Annotated in this window: 19 protein-coding genes and 1 pseudogene; 9 read left to right on the forward strand and 11 right to left on the reverse strand. The window is 68.2% G+C overall.

What is annotated here, in order from left to right; all coding sequences use genetic code 11:
• Nucleotides 1-12: 12 nt before the first annotated feature.
• The gene (locus IPG50_09870) at nucleotides 13-354 is read right to left on the reverse strand and encodes a hypothetical protein (GenBank protein ID MBK6692497.1); all 342 of its coding nucleotides are present in this window, start codon (nucleotides 352-354) and stop codon (nucleotides 13-15) included.
• A gap of 256 nt (nucleotides 355-610) precedes the next feature.
• On the opposite strand from IPG50_09870, the gene IPG50_09875 reads away from it, so the two are divergent.
• On the forward strand, nucleotides 611-955 hold the full coding sequence (locus IPG50_09875; GenBank protein ID MBK6692498.1) for a hypothetical protein: 345 nt from the start codon (nucleotides 611-613) through the stop codon (nucleotides 953-955).
• Nucleotides 956-958: 3 nt separating this feature from the next.
• Here the strand turns inward: IPG50_09875 and IPG50_09880 are convergent, their stop codons facing one another.
• Nucleotides 959-1909: an ADP-ribosylglycohydrolase family protein gene (locus IPG50_09880; GenBank protein MBK6692499.1), complete on the reverse strand. Its 951-nt coding sequence runs from the start codon at nucleotides 1907-1909 to the stop codon at nucleotides 959-961.
• 63 nt (nucleotides 1910-1972) lie between these two features.
• Between IPG50_09880 and IPG50_09885 the strand changes: the two genes are divergently transcribed.
• Entirely contained in the window at nucleotides 1973-3856 is a 1884-nt protein-coding gene (locus tag IPG50_09885; GenBank protein ID MBK6692500.1) for an ADP-ribosylglycohydrolase family protein, read from the forward strand.
• Nucleotides 3853-4839: an ADP-ribosylglycohydrolase family protein gene (locus tag IPG50_09890; GenBank protein MBK6692501.1), complete on the forward strand. Its 987-nt coding sequence runs from the start codon at nucleotides 3853-3855 to the stop codon at nucleotides 4837-4839. Before IPG50_09885 ends, IPG50_09890 begins: the two co-directional genes overlap by 4 nt.
• Before the next feature lie 210 nt (nucleotides 4840-5049).
• Here IPG50_09890 and IPG50_09895 read toward each other — a convergent pair whose 3' ends face one another.
• Together IPG50_09895 and IPG50_09900 are read right to left on the reverse strand one after the other, a co-directional pair.
• Complete coding sequence (locus tag IPG50_09895) at nucleotides 5050-6192, reverse strand: enterochelin esterase (protein MBK6692502.1); 1143 nt, start codon at nucleotides 6190-6192, stop codon at nucleotides 5050-5052.
• A complete protein-coding gene (locus tag IPG50_09900) occupies nucleotides 6189-7151 on the reverse strand; it encodes a hypothetical protein (protein MBK6692503.1) in 963 nt (320 codons plus the stop codon). Before IPG50_09900 ends, IPG50_09895 begins: the two co-directional genes overlap by 4 nt.
• On the opposite strand from IPG50_09900, the gene IPG50_09905 reads away from it, so the two are divergent.
• Nucleotides 7066-7806 (forward strand): RNA 2'-phosphotransferase, encoded by a 741-nt coding sequence (locus tag IPG50_09905; protein ID MBK6692504.1) that lies wholly within the window; start codon nucleotides 7066-7068, stop codon nucleotides 7804-7806. The two genes, IPG50_09900 and IPG50_09905, sit on opposite strands and share 86 nt — an antisense overlap.
• A gap of 10 nt (nucleotides 7807-7816) precedes the next feature.
• On the opposite strand, the gene IPG50_09910 is transcribed toward IPG50_09905, so the two are convergent.
• Entirely contained in the window at nucleotides 7817-8383 is a 567-nt protein-coding gene (locus tag IPG50_09910; GenBank protein MBK6692505.1) for a hypothetical protein, read from the reverse strand.
• 83 nt (nucleotides 8384-8466) lie between these two features.
• Here IPG50_09910 and IPG50_09915 point away from each other — a divergent pair, with 83 nt between their 5' ends.
• A complete protein-coding gene (locus IPG50_09915; protein ID MBK6692506.1) occupies nucleotides 8467-9324 on the forward strand; it encodes a LysR family transcriptional regulator in 858 nt (285 codons plus the stop codon).
• 15 nt (nucleotides 9325-9339) lie between these two features.
• Here the strand turns inward: IPG50_09915 and IPG50_09920 are convergent, their stop codons facing one another.
• Both IPG50_09920 and IPG50_09925 read right to left on the reverse strand, forming a co-directional pair.
• Entirely contained in the window at nucleotides 9340-9801 is a 462-nt protein-coding gene (locus tag IPG50_09920) for an SUF system Fe-S cluster assembly regulator (GenBank protein MBK6692507.1), read from the reverse strand.
• A gap of 110 nt (nucleotides 9802-9911) precedes the next feature.
• Nucleotides 9912-12305 (reverse strand): hypothetical protein, encoded by a 2394-nt coding sequence (locus IPG50_09925; GenBank protein MBK6692508.1) that lies wholly within the window; start codon nucleotides 12303-12305, stop codon nucleotides 9912-9914.
• Nucleotides 12306-12518: 213 nt separating this feature from the next.
• Between IPG50_09925 and cls the strand changes: the two genes are divergently transcribed.
• Entirely contained in the window at nucleotides 12519-13961 is a 1443-nt protein-coding gene (gene cls, locus IPG50_09930; protein ID MBK6692509.1) for a cardiolipin synthase, read from the forward strand.
• A gap of 3 nt (nucleotides 13962-13964) precedes the next feature.
• On the opposite strand, the gene IPG50_09935 is transcribed toward cls, so the two are convergent.
• Nucleotides 13965-14231 carry a hypothetical protein gene (locus IPG50_09935; protein ID MBK6692510.1) on the reverse strand — a complete coding sequence of 89 codons (267 nt, stop codon included), beginning with the start codon at nucleotides 14229-14231 and terminating at the stop codon, nucleotides 13965-13967.
• 54 nt (nucleotides 14232-14285) lie between these two features.
• Between IPG50_09935 and IPG50_09940 the strand changes: the two genes are divergently transcribed.
• A complete protein-coding gene (locus IPG50_09940; GenBank protein ID MBK6692511.1) occupies nucleotides 14286-14930 on the forward strand; it encodes a hypothetical protein in 645 nt (214 codons plus the stop codon).
• Nucleotides 14931-14964: 34 nt separating this feature from the next.
• Here IPG50_09940 and IPG50_09945 read toward each other — a convergent pair whose 3' ends face one another.
• The 3 genes and pseudogenes from IPG50_09945 to IPG50_09955 all read right to left on the reverse strand — a co-directional run bounded on the left by IPG50_09945 (nucleotide 14965) and on the right by IPG50_09955 (nucleotide 17306).
• The gene (locus IPG50_09945; GenBank protein ID MBK6692512.1) at nucleotides 14965-16134 is read right to left on the reverse strand and encodes an acyl-CoA dehydrogenase family protein; all 1170 of its coding nucleotides are present in this window, start codon (nucleotides 16132-16134) and stop codon (nucleotides 14965-14967) included.
• 343 nt (nucleotides 16135-16477) lie between these two features.
• Nucleotides 16478-17056, reverse strand: a pseudogene (locus IPG50_09950) (PIN domain-containing protein).
• Between the two features lie 7 nt (nucleotides 17057-17063).
• Nucleotides 17064-17306, reverse strand: a complete 243-nt coding sequence (locus IPG50_09955) for a helix-turn-helix domain-containing protein (protein ID MBK6692513.1) — start codon at nucleotides 17304-17306, stop codon at nucleotides 17064-17066.
• Between the two features lie 306 nt (nucleotides 17307-17612).
• Here IPG50_09955 and IPG50_09960 point away from each other — a divergent pair, with 306 nt between their 5' ends.
• Together IPG50_09960 and IPG50_09965 are read left to right on the forward strand one after the other, a co-directional pair.
• On the forward strand, nucleotides 17613-17840 hold the full coding sequence (locus IPG50_09960) for a hypothetical protein (GenBank protein ID MBK6692514.1): 228 nt from the start codon (nucleotides 17613-17615) through the stop codon (nucleotides 17838-17840).
• A gap of 222 nt (nucleotides 17841-18062) precedes the next feature.
• Nucleotides 18063-20969 (forward strand): response regulator, encoded by a 2907-nt coding sequence (locus tag IPG50_09965; GenBank protein MBK6692515.1) that lies wholly within the window; start codon nucleotides 18063-18065, stop codon nucleotides 20967-20969.
• Nucleotides 20970-21015 lie beyond the last annotated feature (46 nt).

Here is a 21015-nt window from a genome sequence, read left to right on the forward strand (position 1 = left end):
TGTCGAGCGCCATCAGGCGGTACAACCGCTCGTATCGCCGTCGCTGCAGCCGCCCGTCGGGCCCTCGGGCGACGGAGAGGGTGAAGGGGAGTCGGGCGAGCACGCGATGCCAAGGGATTCGCCGCAGATGCCTGCGACGGCCACCGAGCAGCTCGCCTCGGCTGCGGCGACCGAACAGCTCGCATCGGCGGCGGCGGCGCAGCCGCTACAACCGGCGCAGCCGCCACAGCCGCCGCATCCCCCCTCACCGCCACCGTCCCCGTCGCCCCCCACCACCACCACGAGCTCGTCTTCGCTCAGAGCGGCGAGGCCCTCGATGTCGGCCGGCACCCTCGCAAACGGATTCTTCGCCATTGCACTCTCCTGGTTTCGTCGCCACCTGGCGTCGCCGGGGAGTTCGCAACGTGCGTTCCAACGCTTGCGTCAGATATCGCCGAAGAAAATTTGGGAATGCTTGAGCGACGCGTAGGTAACGTGTTGCTGCGAGCGGCCGCGAGCATGCGCGGTGACGCGGCAGACCTACGCCAGGATGCTGGCGTCGATCGCCCTGGTCGTCGACGTCCCCCCCTCACGGTCGCCCACGCCGCGCTGGGTCGGTTACGCTGACGCCATGCGAAGCCCGGTTCTTGCGCTCACCCTGGCACTGCTCGCGGCCTGCGGAGCCGCCTCATCTTCCGGACCGAGCCCCGAACGACTCGCGAAGATGCGGCCACCGCTCCGCGCATTCCACGAGACCCTCGTGCCCGCGTGGGAGGCGAAGGCGGGCGCTCTCCGCGTGGCAAAGGCATGCGACGTCGCCGCTGAGCTCGCGGAGAGGTCAAAGGGCGTGGGCGACTCCTCGCTCGCGTCGTACGCGAAGGCGTTGGTCGCCGAGTGCGAGGACCCGCAACGAGACGAGGTCGAGTCGTGGCTCACGCGTGTGCACCAACGGTTTGAGGAGCTCGCGCGGGAATAGGGATCAGCGGCGGCGAAGCAGCGCCTCGAGCAGCGGCTCCAAGATTTCTTGCCCGCGAAGGGCTGCGCGCCACCGCTCCGGGATCGCGGATGCTCCGTCGCGGGCGCCGACGATGCCGCCCACGACGCACGCCGTCGTGTCGGTGTCGTGGCCGAGCGCCACCGCGCGCTTCAAGGTGACCTCCACGGAACCACCTTCGTCGATCACCATTCGCGCGGAGCGCAGCGTGTCCACCACGTAGCCGGAGCCCGAGCCACGGGCCGCTTCGTCGGGGCGAATGTGCTCTTCGAGGGCCTCTTCCTCTGCGCTCCCGCGGCCGAGCATCGAGCGCATGACGCGCGTGGCGTGACGCCACGGGTCCTGTCGCTCTTCGAGGATCGCGCGGGACCACAAGCAATAGAGAGCGCAGCAAACCTTCGAACGAGCGTGCCCATGAGTCACGATCGATTGGTCGTAGGCGTCGCGAACGAGCTCTCGGTCCGAGCCGCGATGCCAGAGCGCGAGCGGCATGACGCGCATGAGCGAGCCGTTGCCGTTGTGCTTCTCGAGAGCGGGGCCGGATTCGCGCGGCGATGCGCCGCCCATGAGCGCGCGGAGCGCCGTGCTCGTTTGCACGCCGACGTCGAAGACGCGGCCATCCACCGCAAAGGCGCCCCGCTCATACCAGGCGAGGAGCCGCGCCGCGAAGTCGTCGAGGTCGAGGTGCCCCTTGTCGAGGAGCGAGGCCAAGAGGCAAAGCGCCTGCGCGCCGTCGTCGGACCAGGTGCCCGCAGGCACCGAGCGGTGCGCGCGGCGAAAGTTCGGCGGAGGCGTCATCTCGAGGGACGCCATGGGCGGCAGCTCCTCGGGAGCCGTAAACTCGTAGGGCACGCCGAGCGCGTCGCCCACGAGCAGGCCCAAGAGAGCGCCGCGGAGGCGCTCTTCGCGCGAGATGGGAGAAGACGAATGCGGCATCGATCAGATGTAGCAAGAGAAAGAGTCCTTGCAACTCTTTTAGAGTCACCTAGACTCTTTCTCGTGCGTGCGTCCCCTCCGGTGACAGACTTCGAGGACCGCTTGGCGGGCGTGCTGCTTGGCACGGCCGTCGGCGACGCCTTGGGTCTGCCGTCGGAAGGCATGTCGGCGCGCGCCGTCGCGCGCCGTTTCCCCGACTTCCGGCGGTACCGCTTTCTTGGCTCCGCTGGCGTCGTCTCCGACGACACGGAGCAGACCGCGCTCGTCGCGGAGAGTCTGCTCGACGCGAACGGCGACCCGGCGCGCTTCGTCGCGCGCTTCCGGAAGGAACTGCTCCGCTGGTTCTTGCGCCTCCCGTGGGGCATCGGTCTTGGCACCCTGAAGGCCTGCCTTCGCATCGCCGTGGGCCTTCAGCAATCAGGAGCCAATTCGGCCGGCAACGGCGCCGCGATGCGAGCGGCGATCGTTGGCGTCTTCTTTCATGGAGACACCGAGCGACGGCGCGCTTGGTCCGACGCCGTGGCCCGCGTGACCCATCGGGACACCAGGGCGGTCGAAGGAGCACGGTACGTCGCCGAATTGGCGTCGCTAGCGGCGGGGCATGACGGCGCGGCTGATCGCGAGGCTCGCGCGCACCGCCATCTCCTGCGTCCAAGACGAGTCCTTGCGGAGAGCCATCGAAGCGGCCTTGGCACTCCCTCCGGAGACGACCGCCGACGCGGCCGGCGCGAGCCTCGGCAATTCGGGCTTCGTCCTTCACACGCTCGCGCTGTCCACGTTCGCGTTCGTGCGCTTCGGCGACGATCCTGGCGCTGCCATGGCCCAGGTGATCCGCGCCGGTGGCGACACGGACTCTACCGCCGCCCTCGTGGGTGCCTGGGTGGGCGCGCTGCACGGCGAGGTCGGGCTCCCACCGAACCTGATTGCGGCGCTCTACGATCGGAGCAACGGACGTCGCGTCAGCTTCGCCGGGCCAAGCCACCTTCGTGCCCTGGCGAAGGCGCTCGCCGCGGACCGCCCCTCGACGGTCTACTTCTCGGGCTTTCGCTCTTGCCTTCGCAACGTGTTGCTCATGCCCGTCGTCACGGCCCACGCCCTCCGCGCGGCCCTCTCTCGCCTCCTCCCATGACCCGCCCCCGCAAGCGCCCCTCCCCTGCCCCTCCCCGCCACTCCACCGCTCGCTCCGCTGGGCCCGACGAAGCGGCGTTCCTCGCCCGCTACCGACCCGGGGACTTCCGCGCGGCCTTCGGTCACCGTCGACATCGTGGCCTTCAGCATCCTCGACGGCGAGCTGCGCGTGCTCTTGGTGCGCCGCGGAGAGCACCCGTTCAAGGGCGCTGGGCGTTGCCCGGCGGCTTCGTGCGCGTGGGCGACGGCCACAAGGATCAGGGCGAAGACCTCGCCGCTGCCGGCGCTCGCGAGCTCCAAGAAGAGACGAGCCTCCACCCGAACGACGTCTTCCTCGAACAGGTCGGCGCCTTCGGTCGCGCCGGTCGCGATCCGCGCATGCGCGTCATCACGGTGGCCTACACGGCGCTGATTCGGCCCGACCTGGTGCCGCTCGTGCACGCCGGTGGCGACGCCGCCGTGGCCGAGTGGCACGCCGTCGATCGGCTCGGCCATGGGCAGCTTGAGCTCGCCTTCGACCACGCGGAGATCATCGAACGCGCCACGGCCCATGTTGCGGCGCGCATCGACGGCTCGAGCATCGCGAGGAGCCTCGTGCCGAAGACGTTCACCATCCAGGAGCTGCGGCAAGTGCACGCTCTGCTCCTAGGCACGCACCTCGATCCAGGGAACTTCCGCCGCAAGTTTGAGCGCCTCCTCGAAGACGGCGTCGTCGTGCGCGCCGCCGGCAAGCGCCTCACGGCTTCGAAGCCAGCCCTGGTCTACCGTTTCACCGACGCAGGCGCCCCCTCTCCGAACGCTGCAAAGGACACGTTATGACGACCGCGAAGGCCTCCCTCTTCGACATCGCACCGGAAGACCGCGCGCGTTCACGGCCGCTCTCGCCCCTCGGTCTCGCCCGCCTGTCGCTCGAAGGTCTCTCCATCGGCGACGCCTTCGGGGAGCGCTTCTTCGGCTCGCCCGCTACCGCCCTGTCGCTCATCGAGCAGCGAGCCATGCCGCGCGAGCCGTGGCACTGGACCGACGACACGGCCATGGCCCTCTCGATCTACGAGGTGCTCCTCGATCGCGGCCTCATCGATCGCGGCGCGCTCGCTCGGCGCTTCGGAGAACGCTACCGCGCCGATCCGCGGCGCGGCTACGGCGGCGCGGCCCACGACATCCTGGCGAAGCTCGCCGACGGCGCACCTTGGAACGAGGTGGCGCGCGAACCGTTCGACGGGCAGGGCTCGATGGGCAACGGCGGCGCCATGCGCTCGGCGCTCGTCGGCGGATTCTTCTCGAAAGACCTGGGCGCCGTGGTCGAAAACGCGCGGGCTTCCGCCGAGCCCACGCATGCGCACCCGGAAGGCCAAGCCGGCGCCATCGCCGTCGCCTTGGCGGCGGCGCTCGCGGCGCGACGCGGCGACGGCGAGGCCTTTGCGGCGGCGCAGTTTTTCGCGCAGATCGCAGAACGCACGCCGGCGGGCGCAACGCGAGACGGCATCGAGCAGGCGCGTGGCGTCTCTCTCTCCGAATCGCCGGAATCGGCGGCGGCGCTCCTCGGCAGCGGCAGTCGCGTCATCTCCTCCGACACAGTGCCGTTCTCGCTTTGGTGCGCAGCGCGTCACATGGACGACTTCGAAGCCGCCCTTTGGTCAACCGTGAGCGGCCTCGGCGATCGCGACACCACCTGCGCCATCGTGGGCGGCATCGTCGCGCTCTCGGTAGGGTACAAAGGCATCCCCGAGGCGTTCTCAAAGGCCCGCGAGCCGCTCGACTCCAAGGCGACACACATCGAGCGGCACGCTCAGCGCGGCTGAGACCACGCCGCCTCGCCGCCGGAGCCCTTGAAGTGCAGGAAAAGAAAGAAGAGCAGGATCGGCATGCGTCACGAAAGGCAACGACCGATCCACGCTTGATTTTCCCGGTCCGCGGGTGAACCCGGCGCTCAAGACTCTGACTTTCACGTCGCGGCGGAAAGAGTCGCCCTGTGTAGGCGCGCGAGCGCAGCGCGCCTCGCGAGCGTCATGTCATTCGTAGACGAGCATCAGCGGCCCCGGCAGGAGCCACGAGAGGCCCTCGCGCAAGCGGTCGCGCCAGTTCTCCCAGTTGTGGCCGTCGCGCGATTCCGTGAAGCGCACCTGCATGCCCGTCTTGGACAAGAGCGGCACCAGTGACCGGTTCTCGTAGATGAGCTTCTCGTAGACGCCGCAGCTCGCGAAGACGCGTTCGCTGAGGGCCGTCGGCTCGGCGCGGTAGCGGTTCATGAACTCAACGACGCGATCAAACGTCGGCCCATGTTTCGCGCTTCGGCCGATGTCCGTGAAGGCGAACGACCCCGACTGGAGCAAGAGCCGACCCCAATAGCCCGGGTACCGGTACGCCGTGGAGAAGGCCGCGATCGCGCCGAAGCTCGCGCCGAGGAGGCACCGCGCGTCGGGCCGGTCACGAAGCGGGAAGCGCGACGCCAGATGCGGCACGAGCTCTTCGGTGATGAAGCGCGCGTGATTTTCGTCGTTGGCGTATTCGCGAAGGCGATCCGGTGAATCGGTCAACGCGACGATGACGTCGGGGATCTCGAGGCGGTGGATCAGGTTGTCCAAGACCGTCTTCATCGACGCGAAGCGCAGGTAGTCGCTCCCGTCGTGCACCACCAAGAGCGGATAGACGCGGCTCTTTCGAAATCGCGGCGGCACGTAGATCTGCCCTGAGCGCGTGCCGCCGAGCGCCTCGCTCTCGATCTCGAAGGGCTCGAGGGTCCCGGCGCGAGCCATGGGATCGAAGGTGGTCCAAACGGGCAGCTCGTAGCCCTCGCTCTGGAGGACCGAGTTGGCGCCAAAGGGATCGCGCGCGCGGTTCGGATTGAGCGGATCCAGGAACCAGTCGCGGTGGCCGCCCTTGTGGATCTCGAGCTTGTATTCGACGCGCGAACGCTCGGGGATCTCGACGGTGAGGTAGTAGAGGTCTGCCTCGGGGACGTGCGTGAGCGCCGTCTGCGACTCGAGGCCGTAGATCCAGTGCACCAGCTTGACGGCGTCGGCTTTGCCGAGCCACACGAAGGTGACCTGCGACCCTTCGACGAGGGGAAACTTGCGGCCCTTCACGAAGGCCTTCGCCTTGGCGCGGTCGGGCGCTTCCGCGAGGAACGCGTCGATGGCGAGCGGCGTCGTCACGCGGTCGGTCCTCCCGCTGCGTCGGCCACGAGCGTCTCGTGCCCTCCGTCTTCGCGAAGCGCAACGACGCCCTCGGCATGCACCGGGTGGCCGTCGTGCCACGTCACGTGTGAACGCGCCGGCAAGGCGAGGCATCGCGCCGGCGAGAAGCGACGCACCATTGCCGTGACGCGATGCTGCCGGTCGAGACGAAGCCGTTGCTCGGGCGCCGGCAACGCCACCACGCCCGACGCGAGGCCGAGACCGACGTCGAGCACCTCGCTGGCGCCGGGCCCCTGCGGCGGGTCGTCGTGGAAGAGCACGATGCGGTCGGTGATGGCCATGGCGCCGCCGGACCACGCGAAGAGCGTCTTGTCGCCGGCGAGTTCGGCGATGCCGAAGAGCGTGAGGCGATTGACGAGCGTCGCGACGTGACCGCCGGCGATGGCGATGGCCTCGCAGCCAGCCAAGAGCTCCCCGAGCTGCTCGCGTTGTCGCCGCACCGACGGACGGTTCTTGAGATCCCACTCGGCCTCGAAGGCGCGGTGCATCTCGGCGCAGCGCGCCAGGTGCCAGTCGTCGAGGGCGCGAACGGCAGCGATCGACGCCGTGGTCTCCTCCTCGAGGACGTGCGGCGGCGCGCGACGCTGACGAATCACATAATCGGCATCGAGCGCGTGTTCGAGCCTGATGCGGTAGAAGTCCTGGCGCTGCGACAAGCGCTGTTGGCGCTCGCGGTAAGCCGCCGACAGCTCCGGATCGCCCGTGAAGACCTCCTCGGCCCGGGCGTGTAAGCGCAGGTTGACCGTTCGTCCCGCGAGGTGCGCCGAGAGCTCTTCGTCTTCTGGCTCGCGCTCCTGCCAGCCGGCCGTCACCAGCGCGAACTTCCCCGTGATGCCGCGCGCTGCGACGGTCGTGCCGAGCGAGGGGTCGGTGCGTTGCGCCCCTAGAAGGACGACGGTGCGGGGGCGCGTGGACATCGGGAAAAAGCCAGCGCGACCGTACCAAAGGACCGCGCGCAAAAGAAGGCTCGCTCGCGCGGGACCGCGGATTGCGGCGACGGAAGCGAGCGCGAGCTACCATCGCGCCGTGGATGCCGCGCGACGGGTTCGCCTCAGCAAGTGGCTGTCGCTCGTGCTCCGCCACAAGCCGGAGAGCGTCGGAGTCGCGCTCGGGGACGGCGGATGGATTGCCGTGAAGGACCTTTTGGGCGCGCTCTCGGCCCGCGGCGAACGCGTCTCACGCGATGATCTTGCGGAGCTTGTGCGCACGAGCGACAAGCAACGTTTCGCCTTCGACGATACCGGTGAACGCATCCGCGCGAATCAGGGCCACTCCGTCGCCATCGACCTCGCGCTTCCGGAGGCGACGCCGCCGCCGCGGCTCTTTCACGGGACCCCGCGGCGATTCGTCGACGCGATCCGCAAGGAGGGTCTCATCAAGGGCGAACGTCACCACGTGCATCTCTCGCTCGACGAGGCCACGGCGAAAAACGTGGGCCAACGCCGCGGCGTCGCGGTGGTGCTCCACGTTCATGCCGACGCCATGGCGAAGGAAGGGCACGTGTTTTATCGCAGCGCCAACGGCGTTTGGCTCACGGAGCACGTGCCGTCGCGGTTCATCGTTTTTCCGTAGCGGCGCCGAGTCACGCGCGAGGTTGCTGGCCATCCCCAAGGAGCGCGACCTCCACAGCGGCCCACGTTCGCAGGTGGTGGACACAGGGCGGGATCACCGCGCGCGGGCCCTGGTAGCCAAAGAGGATGAGGTTCGGCACCACGCCGCGAAGGTGCTCGAGCACGTCAAGGCGATCGTCGATGAAGTGCGTCAGCTTCAGGTGCTTGGCGTGCGTCGCCTTGTCGCGGCGCTCGCGGCAGAAGAAGACATTCGCCATGGGGACGCCGGTCTCGGCCTCGAAGCGCCAGTGCGTGAGCCAGCGCCGGGTGAGGGCCTGGATGCGAGGGCCAGCCTTGGAGACGAGCCAAACGCGGCCTCGCGAGGCCTGGACGATGCGCCGGATGACGGCAAAGGCTCTGTCGTTGGGAGGCGTCAGCATGGCCCCCTCGTCGCTCGCGCTGAGGAAGGAGGTGTCGGCGCGCCCGCCTTCGTCGGACGCCGCCATGATGACGCGACCGATGTCGATGCCCACGTGGGCTTGTTCGAGGGGCACGGTGGAGCGCCAGGGCGCGGAAACCTGTGTGAGTTCGTTTTTCATGATGCCGTTCAGCTTGGCGTCCGCCGCTCATAACGGCCACTTGTCACTTTTTCTAGTTCATAGTCTTTTGTTATAGTCATCCGATGTTGCGTAGCGAGTGGCTCAGCTCCTTTGCCCGCTTCGCCGAGGACCTCAACTTCACGCGAGCGGCCAAGCGCCTCCACATCTCGCAGCCGGCGTTGCATGTGCAGATTCGGCGGCTCGCCGAGGCCGTGGGCGTACCGCTCTACGTCCGCGCGGGTCGGTCGCTCGCGTTGACGCGTGAGGGCGAGGCGCTCCTGGCCCATGCGCGCGAGGCGGCCGCGCGGGACAGCGACGTCCGCGCGCGCCTCTCCGGCGAGCGGTCGGGCCCCGTCGTGCTTTCCGCCGGCGAGGGCGCCTACCGCTACCTCCTCGGGCCTGCCCTCCGGGCCTACCTGCGCGGCGGCCACGCGCCACTCTCTCTGCTCACGCGCGATCGCGAGGGCACGGCACACGCGGTCGCCTCCGGTGAAGCCGATTTGGGCGTCGCGTCCTTCGACCGCGTTCCCGAGGGCCTCGTCGCGACACCGCTCGCAGCGGTGGGACCGATGCTCGTGATGCCGCGCGCGCATCGCTTGTCGAAGAAGCGCGTCGTACACCTCGCGGAGCTCGCCGACCTCGCTCTCATCGTGCCGCCGGCCGGTCGCCCCCATCGCACCGCGCTCGCCGCGGCGCTCGCGGCGGCAGGTGTGCCTTGGCGCGTCGCCGTGGAGGCCTCCGGTTGGGACCTGATGCTTCACTTCGCCGCCATGGGCCTCGGGCTCACCGTGGTGAACGACTTCTGCCAGCTCCCGCGCGGCCTCGTCGGTCGTCCTCTCGAGGGACTCTTGCCCGTTCGCTACGTGCTCCTGTCGCGGGCCGGTGCGCCGCGGCCAGCAGCCACGCTCCTCCGTCAGGCCATCACCCTCGCCATGCGTTGACGGCGCGCGCGGTGCTCAGCGCTTCGCGATGCGAAGGAGCGCGGCGCCCGACTCGGCGCTGCGCGGCAAAGGCTCGGCCATGTCCGCGAGCGTCAGGCCCATCAAAGCGCGCCGAACGGTCTCGTTGATGCGCCGCCAGTGACCGCGCACGGGGCAGCCGCGCGAGATGCTGCACGTGTGAGAGCTCTTGCCGCTGCACTCCGTGAGGCACACGGGCCCATCCATGAGCTCGACGATCTCCAAGAGCGAAATGCTCTTGGCCGGGCGACCAAGGCTGTAGCCGCCGAGCTTGCCGCGGTGCGAGGAGAGGAGGCCGCCCTTGGTCATCGTCTTGAGGACTTTGGCGACGGTGGCCGACGGGAGCGCCGTCGCCTCGGTCAGCTCGCTGGCCGACCACGATGGGCGGCGGTCCCGCGCCATGGTGGCGAGCAAGACGATGCCGTAGTCGGTGAGCTTGGCGATTCGGAGCAACGCCATTGCACACTACCGCAAGCACGCGCCGTGCGCACAAAAGGCGGAAGGGAGCCGCTCCGCGAAGAGCGACTCCCTCAGCCATTCCTTGGGGTGAGCCGGTCAGCCCCTACCGCTCAGTCGTTACGAACCGTGAGCGTCCACTGGTTGAAGTGGGCGCCGCCGCGCTGGCAAGCGGGGCAGAGCGAATCGACGTCAGCGCCTTCTGACTTGGCGCCCTGGTCGGCGAGCGTGAGGGCCACGAGGCCGGTCTTGGAGACCTTGGGGATCTCGCGAGAGACTTCCTGTTCGCCCTTCACTTCCCACCCGGAGCCGTCAGCCTTCTGCTCCGCCACGATGCACTTCATCTTGGTTTCGCTGGTGAAGGTGCAGGCCTTGGAGAGGTCGAAGGTGTATTGAGAGTCGACGATCTTGCCTTCGGCTTTCGCCCAACCTTGCGCGACTTCCTCGGTCTTCTTGAGGTCGAGGACGATGGCTTGCTTGGGGGCGCAAGAGGAGCGACGACCCGCGGCGGCCGCCTCGGCGTAGCCCTTCGTGCAGAACTTGTCGTACTCCTTGACCGGCAGCTTCTTCACGTCTTCCGGGAGCGAGGCGTTCATCGCCGGCGTGTGGAAGAGCACGAGGAGGTCGCTGGCCTCGGTGGCCGTGGCGCGGACGCTGATCTTGGTGCCCTTGCCGAAGCTGCGGGGCTCGTTGGTGCCGTCGCGATCCTTGCCGCGGCTGAAGGGGCTCGCGTCGAAGCGGCGGTGCGTACGCTCGGCGCCGTTGGCGACGGCGTAGTGCGGGTACGTGCTCGTGTCGGCGCCGCCCTCGGTGAACTCCTTGATGCGACCGCCGGTGCCGAGGCATGCGCTCGCTTGGTTGCCGTTCGCCGACGCGAGCAGCTCGCAGTTGAGCACCGTGCCGACGTAAACGAGGTCGACCTCGGCCTTGGGCGCCACCATGCCGGGCATCGCCAGCATGCGCGGATCGAAGGCCCACTGACGGTGGTCGGCCTCGTCGGCCCAGATGCGCGGACCGACGAAGCGGTTTGAGACCGTCGCGAGCTCGACCTGACGAAGCACCTGCATCGGCGTCTTGCCGCTCGGGTCAATGCGCTCTTCGGTGACTTGCGTCGCGATCTCCGCGTTGCGCTGGAGCCACGCCTGCGTGTCGGTGGCGGTGAGGCCGTAGGCGTCGGCCCAAGCCTTCACGCGAGCGGGTGTGGCAACCTTGCTGACGTCGATGTGTTGCTGAGCCTTCTCGGTGCGCTCAGCGTCGCTCCACGCGAGGCTCTGGAGGCCGCCCAAGACGCCTTCCTGCGTCTTCGGGTTGTTGGCGATGGCGCGGCGCGAGGGCTGGCCTTCCGGCGCGACGGCGGGGAGCGCCGCGTAGGTGTTGTCGATCCAGGCGTTGGTCAGGTCGCTCGTCGTGTACGGGTCGAAGACGAGCCGCTCACGACCGGCGTAGGCGGGCGAGAGACCTTGCGTCGACGCAGGCGCGAGGACGTCGGCCTTGAGCCCGGGCTCCTCGATTTCAGCGCGGCTATAGCCCTCGGCGCGGAGCATGTTCGGCTTGATGGGGAAGTTCACGCCAAGGTTGAGGTTCGTGAACGCGAGGCCTGAGCAGTAGACCTTCGCGATCTCCTCGCCGCGGAGCGCCGGCTCCTTGAACTTCTTGACGAGGTCGTCGTAGCTCTGGAGCGTCAGCGTGAAGAAGTCCGCGAAGGGTGAGCGGTCGTCGGTGATGAAGGCCCAGTTGCGCGAGTTGAGGCCGTAGGCCTTCGACTGCTCCGCGCTCATGCCCTTCGGCTTGAAGCGGAAGATGTGGAACGGCATCTGGCGGTCCGGCGCGTGGTTGAACTGGGGGCCGTAGCTGTTCGGGTTGTCGACGTGGTGGACGAACTCGCGGCCGTCAGCCTTCTTGTAGTCGTAGAACATCGCCACGTGGCTCGCGCGGCGATCCATCTGCCCCTTGGTGTCACGCGTCTCGGGGTGGAAGTAGACCTGAACGTCGCCGTTCTGCATCCAAGCTCGGATGTGCGCCTGATCGGTCGGGTCCGTGTCGCGCAACATCGGGATGATGTTGAGGCGAGCGCCCTTCACGGAGGCGATGCCACCCTTGACCTTGAGGCCCAGCGCCTCCTGCTCCGGCGTCGTGTCAGGCGAACCCTCCATCTTGAGGATCGGTGCCCACGAGTCGGCGGGCACGGGCGTGTGATCTTCGTTGTAGTGAAACACCTGATCGAAGACCGGCGGGATCTTCGCGCAGGACGCCTCGGGCTGCCCGTTCGCGTCGACCTTGCAGAGGCCTCCCTCCTCCGGTGCGAGACCGAAGAAGTACTTGGAGGTCGAGCCGTAGAGCTCCTTGACCTTCTTCAAGTTGACGACCCACTGACCTTGCTTGCTGGTCGTGAGCGCTCCCTCATCCTCGACTTGCTCTTCGTCGGTGGGCTCGGAGGAGCAGCCAGGCGCGAAGGCAGCGGTGAGACCGAGAACCCAAAGAGCAGCCACGTTGCGGAAGATGTTCATGTCGACCTCTGCGGAGTTGAGGAGGCTCCCATGTGGGAGCGTTGGACACGTTGAAGCAGGAGTCGGGCCAACGCGTTTCGGGCCTCCAACCGGTGAATTTGCGCCTTTGCGCGCGGGTGAGCCGCCGTCATGGACGGTGGCCGATCCGCCTCCGTCGCCCTCCGCCACGCGAGACCGGGTGACCCCAGACTCGCTTAAGCTGAGGCCCCGCTCATGGCTTCGTCGACGCTCTTTTCGGCACTGGCGCTCCTCGAGGTGGCGTACGTCGTGGCGCTCGGCGCTTGGATCCTCCTCGAGAAGCGGAGCCCTGTCGCCACGCTCGCGTGGCTGCTTGCGCTCGTGGCGCTGCCGGGCGTGGGTTTCGTCGTCTACTTCTTCTTGGGACCGCGGCGGCTTCGGAGGCGACGCTTGAAGCGTCTGCGTGCGTCGCAGGCCGCCCTCAAGCCCGATGCACGCCCCGCGCTTTCGCCCTCCGACGGCGTCGCTCGCGACGTCGTCCGCGTGGCGCAGCGAGCCGGCGGCGCGCGCCTGTCGGTCGCGGAGAGCGTGGCGATCTTCACCGACGGAGCGGCGACCTTCGACGCGATCGTGACGGCCATCGGGCAGGCCCGCGATCACGTCCACGTCCTCTATTACATCTTCGAGAATGACAGCACCGGCGCGCGCGTTCGCGACGCGCTCGTCGAGCGCGCCCGAGCGGGAGTCCACGTGCGCGTACTCGTCGACGGGGTTGGCTCCGTGGGCGCGACGCTGACGAAGCGCTTCATGAAGCCGCTCACCGACGCGGGAGCCAAGGTCGCCGTGTTCAATCGGCCGCGCCTCTTTGGTCTGGGCGGGCGCGTGCTCAACTTCCGAAACCATCGCAAGATCGTCATCGTGGATGGCAACGTTGGTTTCACCGGAGGCGTCAACGTTACCGACGACGAGAACGGTGCCGTGAACAAGCACCCGTGGCGCGACACGCACGTGCGCCTCACGGGCCCCTGCGTGACGTGGCTTCAGGTCGTGTTCCTGGAAGACTGGTGTTACGCGACGGGCGGCTCACCGAGCCACGACGCTCGCCCGGCCTTCTTTCCTCATGACGACGCGACGCTCGCCTCGACGGCGGGGCCGCTCGTGCAGATCCTCGAGTCGGGGCCCGACCGCGACCACCAGGTGATCCGAACCGCAACCTTTGCGGCCATCAACGGCGCCGCGTCCCGCATCCTCTTGACGTCGGCCTACTTCGTCCCCGACGAACCGATGTTGCTCGCCCTCAAGGCCGCCGCCATGCGAGGCGTCGACGTTCGCGTGCTAGTGCCCGCCGAGAGCGACTCGCGCGTCGCGGCGGCGGCGGCGCGCTCCTACTACGACGAGCTCCTTCGAGCCGGCGTCCTGCTCTACGAATACGGGCCGCCGATGCTCCACGCGAAGACCCTCGTGGTCGACGACGCCCTCGCCTTCGTGGGCACGGCGAACCTCGACAACCGGAGCTTCCGGCTCAACTTCGAGGTGACGGCGCTCATCCTCGATGCGGCGACGAACGAGGCGCTGAGCGCCGCCTTCCAGAACGATCTGAGCCATTCGCGCGCCATCACCAAGGACGCACGGGCTCGCCTTCGTTTGACCGAGCGACTGGCCGAAGCGTTGGCGCGGCTGCTCTCGCCGGTGCTCTGACGGTCAGCCGAGGAGGCCGCCGACGACGTCGCGGAGCTTCGCGCAGCACGACTCGTAGCGGAGGTCGGCCTTGCCGCCGCGCGCGACGTGAATGCGCACGTCGGTGGGGCCCTGCCCGTGCTCAGGGCACTTCGCCGTGGCGAGCTTGGTCCCGACCTCGTTGCCCATTTGCGCGAGCGCCTGCCCGACGGCCTTGTCTTGCACGGCGGCGGCGGCGACGGCCCGGCCTTGAACGTCGATGGTCACGCGAACGTCGAGCTTGTTTGCCATCTTTAAAGTATCGCCCGCTTGACGGCGCGAAATCCATGCTGTCACGATTGGCAAATGGTCCGCGGCGATCTCCGGTTTTCGAGGCGCGTCCTGGGCCTTGCGGTCGCCGCCACGGCGAGCCTGCCGGCCCTGTCGTGCAACACGTCGGGCCTGAAGAGCGTCTACATGGCCCCCGACGAAGGCGGGACCATCGACCGGCTCCAATTCATCGCGGGCACGGCCGTCTATTGCATCGCCGACGTGGCCATCGGCGATCCGAAGGCGACGCTCAAGATCAGCATGCAGCCGGTCATCTTGAACGGCGCGCCGACGCGCCTGCCGCCGCTCGTCATTGGCGAGCGAATCCCCGGCCGCTTCAGCGGCAAGGTCGCCACGGAGTTTCCGAAGATCTCGATTCAAGCGATCCCCGACCCGCGCGATCCGCAAGCGTTCACGACGACGCAGGCGACGCAGGCACCGGGGCGCTATCGCTGCATCGTGGAGCTCGACGATGAGCTCGACTTTACCGACTTCGAGATCCTGCCGGGCTCGGCGCCGACCAACGACGCCAACGCACCAGCGCCGGGCGAGTGCAAAAACGAGACGGTCGCCAAGTGCCCGCTCTCGGGTGGCGGCGCGGGCACGGTGCGTTGCTGCACGGCGCAAGGCGCCTGCGGCACGGGGCCGCAGGGCACGGGCTTCTGCTACCCGTCGCTGTAGCGGCGACTTTCAGCGCGGCTCGGCGGCGGCCTCGTCAGAGGCCCATGAGCTTCGCGACGTAGTAGCGCATCGTCTCGGTGGTGCCGCCGCCGATGCGCAAGAGCCGCTGGTCTCGCCACGCGCGAGCGATGGGGTACTCCTCGATGTAGCCCGCGCCGCCGTGGAACTGGAGGCACTGATCGGTGATCTCGCTGATCAGCTCCCCCACGAAGATCTTCGCCATGCTGATGAGCTTCACGGTCTCGAAGCTCAGCTCGATCTTCTTTTCGTAGCGCTCCTCGTTGTAGGCCTCGGTGGCGCGGTACGACAGCGCCCGGGCGGCCTCGAGGCGCGTCTGGAGGTCAACGAACTTGTGCTGCCAGTATTCGCGCTTGATGAGCGGCTTGCCGAAGGCCATGCGATCGCGGCCGTAGGCGATGGCTTCGTTCATGACGAGCTGCCCGCCGGCAACGGCGCTGGTGCAGGCGATGAGGCGCTCCGATTGGAAGTTCTGCATCAGGTACATGAAGCCCCGGTTCTCTTCGCCGAGGCGGTAGCGCGCCGGGATTCGGAGGTCTTCGAGGGCCAGCTCCGCCGTGTCGCTCGAGAGATTTCCGATCTTCTTGAGCTTCTTCGCCACGCTGAAGCCCTTGGTGGCCGTGGGCACCAAGAAAAACGTGCACCCATGGGCGCCGTGCTCCGGGTTGGTCTTTGCCAGCAGCGTGACGAAGTCGGCGCGGGTGCCGTTGGTGATGTACGTCTTGCTGCCGTTTAGGACGTAGTCGTCGCCGTCGCGCTTCGCGACGGTCTGGATGCCGGCGACGTCGCTGCCGGCGTTGGGCTCGCTGACGCCGAGGGCCGCGATGGAGTCGCCGCGCAAGGCGGGCTTCAAGAACTCTTCGATCTGCTCCTTGGTGCCGAGGTCGGCGATGACGGGCGTGGCCATGTCGCTCTGCACGAGCAGCGCCATCGTGACGCCGGCGAGGCGTCCGCGCGGCAGCTCTTCGCTCTTGGCCACGCTGAACCAATAGTCGCCGCCGGAGCCGCCCATCTCTTCCGGGTAGTGGGCGCCAAAGATGCCGAGATCGCCGGCGCGACGGAACAGCTCGCGCGGGAAGATGCCCTTTTCCTCCCAGTCGTCCCCGAAGGGCAAAATCTCCTTCACCGCGAACTGGCGGACGGTCTCGCGAAACTGTTCGTGCTCGGGGCGGAAGTGACTGGGCATGAGCCGGCTCCTTGTCGTGGCGTGAGACCCCGCGGCGCCGAGCGACGCGGTGCCGGAGATGTTTCGTGCACGAAACGTTAGCGGAAAAGAGCGCGCGGAGGGAGCAGAGTCTCGCGGGTGCACCGGAGTGAGCGTCTTGTTGGGCGCGATCGGTAGGAGGACGGGCAGCAGGGTCGCGTTGTTCACGGCGAGCGCGAGCTGGTGGCGCCCGATGAACAGCAGGTTCGAGGTCCAGTCGCCCATCCTCGTGTTGGACTCGGTGGCTCACGCTCGAAAGCAGCATGGGCACCGATGCGGCCGCGGAGTGTCGTGGTGCAACGAAGGAGGAACAGCGCTCGTTGCCCTAGGCGGTTGGGTCGGCGACGCCGAACAACTCGCGCAGCTTCGCAACGGAGCGAACAAGCCCCCTAGCTTCGCAAAGTGTCGAGTAACTCCGCAACGCTCCTCGGCGGGCTCTTGAGGGCACCGGCCTGCTCGCTTACGACCTGCGTAACGACGCCAGGCGCGGGTCGATGGTGTGCAAGACGAAGTCATCGGGATGCTGCGCCTCGACGTTGTATGGCGCGAGCGTGTCATCGGGAAAGTCCTTCAGGTTGAAGGTGACGATGGCCTGGGCACCGACACGGACAGCCGCTGCCAGAACGTGTCGGTCATCGGGATCGGGGAGCGAGATCCCTTCGATGAGCGCCTCGACCCCAGTAACGATGCAGTCGGGGGCCGCTTGCGCCATCAGCGCACGCGTTCGCTGGAGCGCCTCTGGCTTCAGCTCCGGTCGCTGCTCCAGGATGCTTCGAAAGCATTCGTCCAGGATGGCGCCAGACCAACGCGCTCGCACGATGCCCGTGTTGGCGAGGCGAACGAGGAGGTCACGCAACGGCGCGGGATACAGCACGCAAGCGTCGTAGAGAACGACGAACGCCATCGTTCGCTTAGTATCCCAATCCGTGCTTCTCGGCCTCGGCGGTTAGTTCATCGAGGACGGCCTTGCGCTGCACATCGTCCTTCTGCTTGAAGGCCAAGATGTCGGCCACCAAGACCCTGCGGTGCGTGCCCACAAGGCGAAACGGGATCTTGCCCTCGGCAAGCAAGCTCACGAGGTGAGGTCTCGAAACGTTTAGGAGGTCAGCAGCCTGCTGCGAGGTCAGCTCGGCGTGAACAGGAACGATCGTCACGGCGTTCCCATTCGCCATCTGGCCGAGGACCTCCAGGAAAAGCTCGAAGGCTTCTCGTGGAACCGTGACGGATACGGGAGATCCTTCACCGCCCGGTCGAACCTGCACCGTGCGAGAGGTCGTCCTCCTTCGAGGAAGTTCGGAGAGCGCCCGCAGTGCTACCCGCGCTTCCTCGCAAGCCTTCGGGGACGGGAATTTCACGGAGCCAGGCTGCATCGAAAAGAAGGCAGCGCACGGTCGAAACAAGCGCAACAACCGAAACAAACGAAAGCGCGGGCTGGAGGAACACCATGGCTGCTGTTCCCTATGTTCTCGCGCTTCGGCTCTTGCTCTCACACCCTCGACGCCGCCGCTGCTGTCGAGCGAAGCGACGATAAGATGACGGGTGCCGCCGAGTACAACGTCGCCGTGCCCGTGCAGCCTTGCGGCGCGAGCAGGGCCTTCAGCATCTCGATCACCTGCTGCTTCTCGTTCGTTCGCTGTGGCATCGACGCTTGCGCTGACGTGGAAGTACCGCATGGCGCGAGCCCGTAGCACCTGACGTTGCACACCTGAGGTGGAAGTAGAAGCCGGCGCTCGAGTTCCTGAACTCGGGGCGGCAGCTCGGACTTGCTCGACGGATGGAGAGCTAGCCCGGGCCGTCCGCGGCTCGTGAGCGCGTTTTGGAGAGTGTCCCGTGCGCAGTGTCTCGCGCACGGGGCGGCGTTTGCAGGACCGCGTCGTGACGGACGACGGCCTTCGCGTTATCCTCCCCGCGTGCATCGCGCTGCGGTCGTGGAGCTCGCGGAATCCCTGGAGCTCACCCCGAAGCTCGTGGAGGGACGGCTCGCCGCGCTTGGTCTCGACGACGACGCCCGCGCTCGACTGCGGGCCATCGCGCCGTTGGTGCTCGCCAACGCGTCGCGCTTCCTCGACTCGTTCTACGCGCGCCTGCTCGACCACGCTGCGACGCGCGGCTACTTCCGCACGCCAGAGGAGGTCGCTCGCCTCAAGACTCACCAGCTCGCTTACATCGAGGAGCTCTTCACCGCCGAGTACGACTGGGAGCACGCGCTACGCTGCCTCCACATCGGGCTCGCCCACCACCGCGGCCGCCTGACGCCGCAGTGGTTCGTCGCGAGCTTCGGGCACTTCGTGCTCGATCACGTCCCGCTCGTCTTCGCCGCCTCCGGCAGCGTTGAGGAGGCGGTCGAGACGGTCACGGCGATCGTGAAGTCGGTGCTCTTCGACGCGTCCCTCACCCTCGAGGGCTACGCGATGAGCGCCGTGAACGCGTCTCGCTCCTCTCTGGACCTGCCCGCCGAGGACGGCTCGCACAAGCCTGCGGCCGCCGTGGCGAGGGTGGGTGCGGAAGCGCGGGCGCCTGCCGTGACGCGGAGCCGCGTGGCCCTCGACGACGCTTCGGAGCGGAGTTTGTTTCTCGGAATCAACGCCGAGGTCCGCGCCGCGCTCCACGCGCTCGCGCCCGCCGTCGAGACGGCCATCCCCGAGGTCCTCAACGAGTTCTACGAGCTGTTCTCCGGGTGGGGCGAGACGAGAGACCTCGTGCCCGCGAACGTGGCGGAGCGCCTCAAGCGAGAGGTCGCGTCGTACTGGAGCGAGCTCGTGCGTAGCGAGTTCGACCGCCCCTACGCAGCGTCGCGGACGCTCGTCGGGATCGTGCACGAGCGCGTCGGTCTCCCTTCGCCGCTCTACCTCGTCGGCCTCGCGCGTCAGGTCTCGAGCCTCCTCCGTCGGGCCGCGACGAAGCAGGCGGACGTGGATGCGCTGCTCCGGGCCGTGTTCTTCGATGTGTCCTTCGTCCTCCAGGCCTATCTCGACGCGCGCGCCGCGGCGGTGCTCCGGAGCGAGGGCTTCGCCGTCGAGCTGCTCTCGGGCCTCTCGTCGGGCGTCGCCGTCGTCGACGCCAAGCTCCGCATCTCTGTGGTGAACCCCGCGCTGCTCACGATGTTCGGGCTCGACGCCCGGCTCGCGCGTCACGTGCACCTCCGCCAGGCGGTGCCCTTCCCGGAGGCAGCGTCCCTCGCGCGGCGCGCCTGGGACGAGCCGCTCGCCGCGCGCGTGTCGTGTGTGGCCAACCACGAGGGCCGCGTCTTCCGGATGACGGCGCTCCGCCTCGAGGGCACCGCGGAGAGCGTCGCGCTCGTCCTCGACGACATCACGGAGCTCGTCCACGCGCAGCGCGACGTCGACGCGGACGACCGTACGTACGCCGACGTGCTCGACGCCGTGCAGTCGTTCGTGTGGGAGCTCGACGAGGCGACCGAGGCCCTGACGACGGTCTCGCGCTCGGTCGTGAACGTCGCGGGGGTCCGCGACGTGGCGCTGCTCGGACGCCGCGGCGCGTTCCTCGAGCTCCTGCCGGAGCGCGAGCGCGCGGCCATCAAGAGCATTTGGCGCGCCGCGAAGGTGGGGCAACGCGCCGAGGTCGCGCACCGGCTCCAGCGTCCGAGCGGCGAGACCGTTTGGGTCCGCAGCACCTTCGCGCGCGGCACGACCTCCGAAGGACACGCGGTCGTCCGCGGGACCTCCGTGGACGTCACCGCCCTCCGCCGCGCCGAGCAACACCGCCTCGACGCCATCGGCAAGCTCGCCGGCGGGATTGCCCACGAGTACAACAACCAGCTCACGGTGGTGCTCTCGAGCCTCTCGCTGCTCGACGCGCCCGGCGGCGCCGCCGACCTCTCGCTCATCGAGGAGGCGCGCACCGCGACCGAGCGGTGCGCCGCGCTGACCAAGCGCCTGCTCTCCGTCGCCCAGCGACAGATGCTGCGGCCCAGGTCCCTCGTCCTGAACGACATGCTCGGGCGCGCGAAGCCTTCGCTCGCGAGGCAGGTGGGCGACCGCGTCGAGCTGGAGATGCACCTGGATCCGGATCTCTGGCCCTGCAACGTCGACGCCGAGGAGCTCGAGGTCGCGCTTTCAAACGTGCTCTCGAACGCGAGCGATTCGATGCCCGCGGGCGGCCGCGTCACCGTCGCGACCCGAAACCTGCGAGCCGACGAGGCGCTCGAGGGCGTCGCGCTCGGACACGACGACTTCGTCGAGATCGCGATCGAAGACGCGGGCCGCGGAATGGACGAGACGGTCCGGCGTCGCGCCTTCGAGCCCTTCTTCTCGACGGACCCGGGGAAGTCCGGTCTCGGGCTCGCGCTGGTGCACGGCTTCGTCGCGCAGAGCGGAGGCCACGTTCTTCTCGCCTCGGAGCGCGGGAAGGGAACCACGGTGCGCATGCTCTTTCCCCGCGCGAGTGCGCCGACGACCGGCGGACCGCGAGCCGAGGGTCGCCCCGTCGTCGTCGCCGTCGACGATCAGCCCGCCGTGCGCCGCGTCCTCAAGCGACTCTTCGAGGCGATGGGCTACGCCGTCGTCACCGCCGGGTCGTCGGAGGAGACGCTCGCGCTCCTCTCGCAGGTGCGTCCCGACGTGCTCGTAACCGACGTCGTTCTCGCCGCCGGAGACAGCGGGAGCACGCTCGCTCGCCTCGCGCGCGAGCGCGACCCGTCGCTGCCGATCGTGTTTATCAGCGGCTACCCTCGAGAGGAGCTCGACCTCGGCGCGCTAGGTGACGGAACATGGTTCGTCGCGAAGCCGTTCGCGAAGGACTCGCTCGAGTCCGCGCTCCGGCAGGCGCTCGGCTCGCGCCCCCGCGCCACGGCATAGGATCCGAGAGCGATCGCCGGGCTTGAACAGAGCGAGCTACGCGCAA

Source organism: Myxococcales bacterium (assembly GCA_016703425.1).
In the GTDB taxonomy this organism is placed as follows: domain Bacteria; phylum Myxococcota_A; class Polyangia; order Polyangiales; family Polyangiaceae; genus JADJCA01.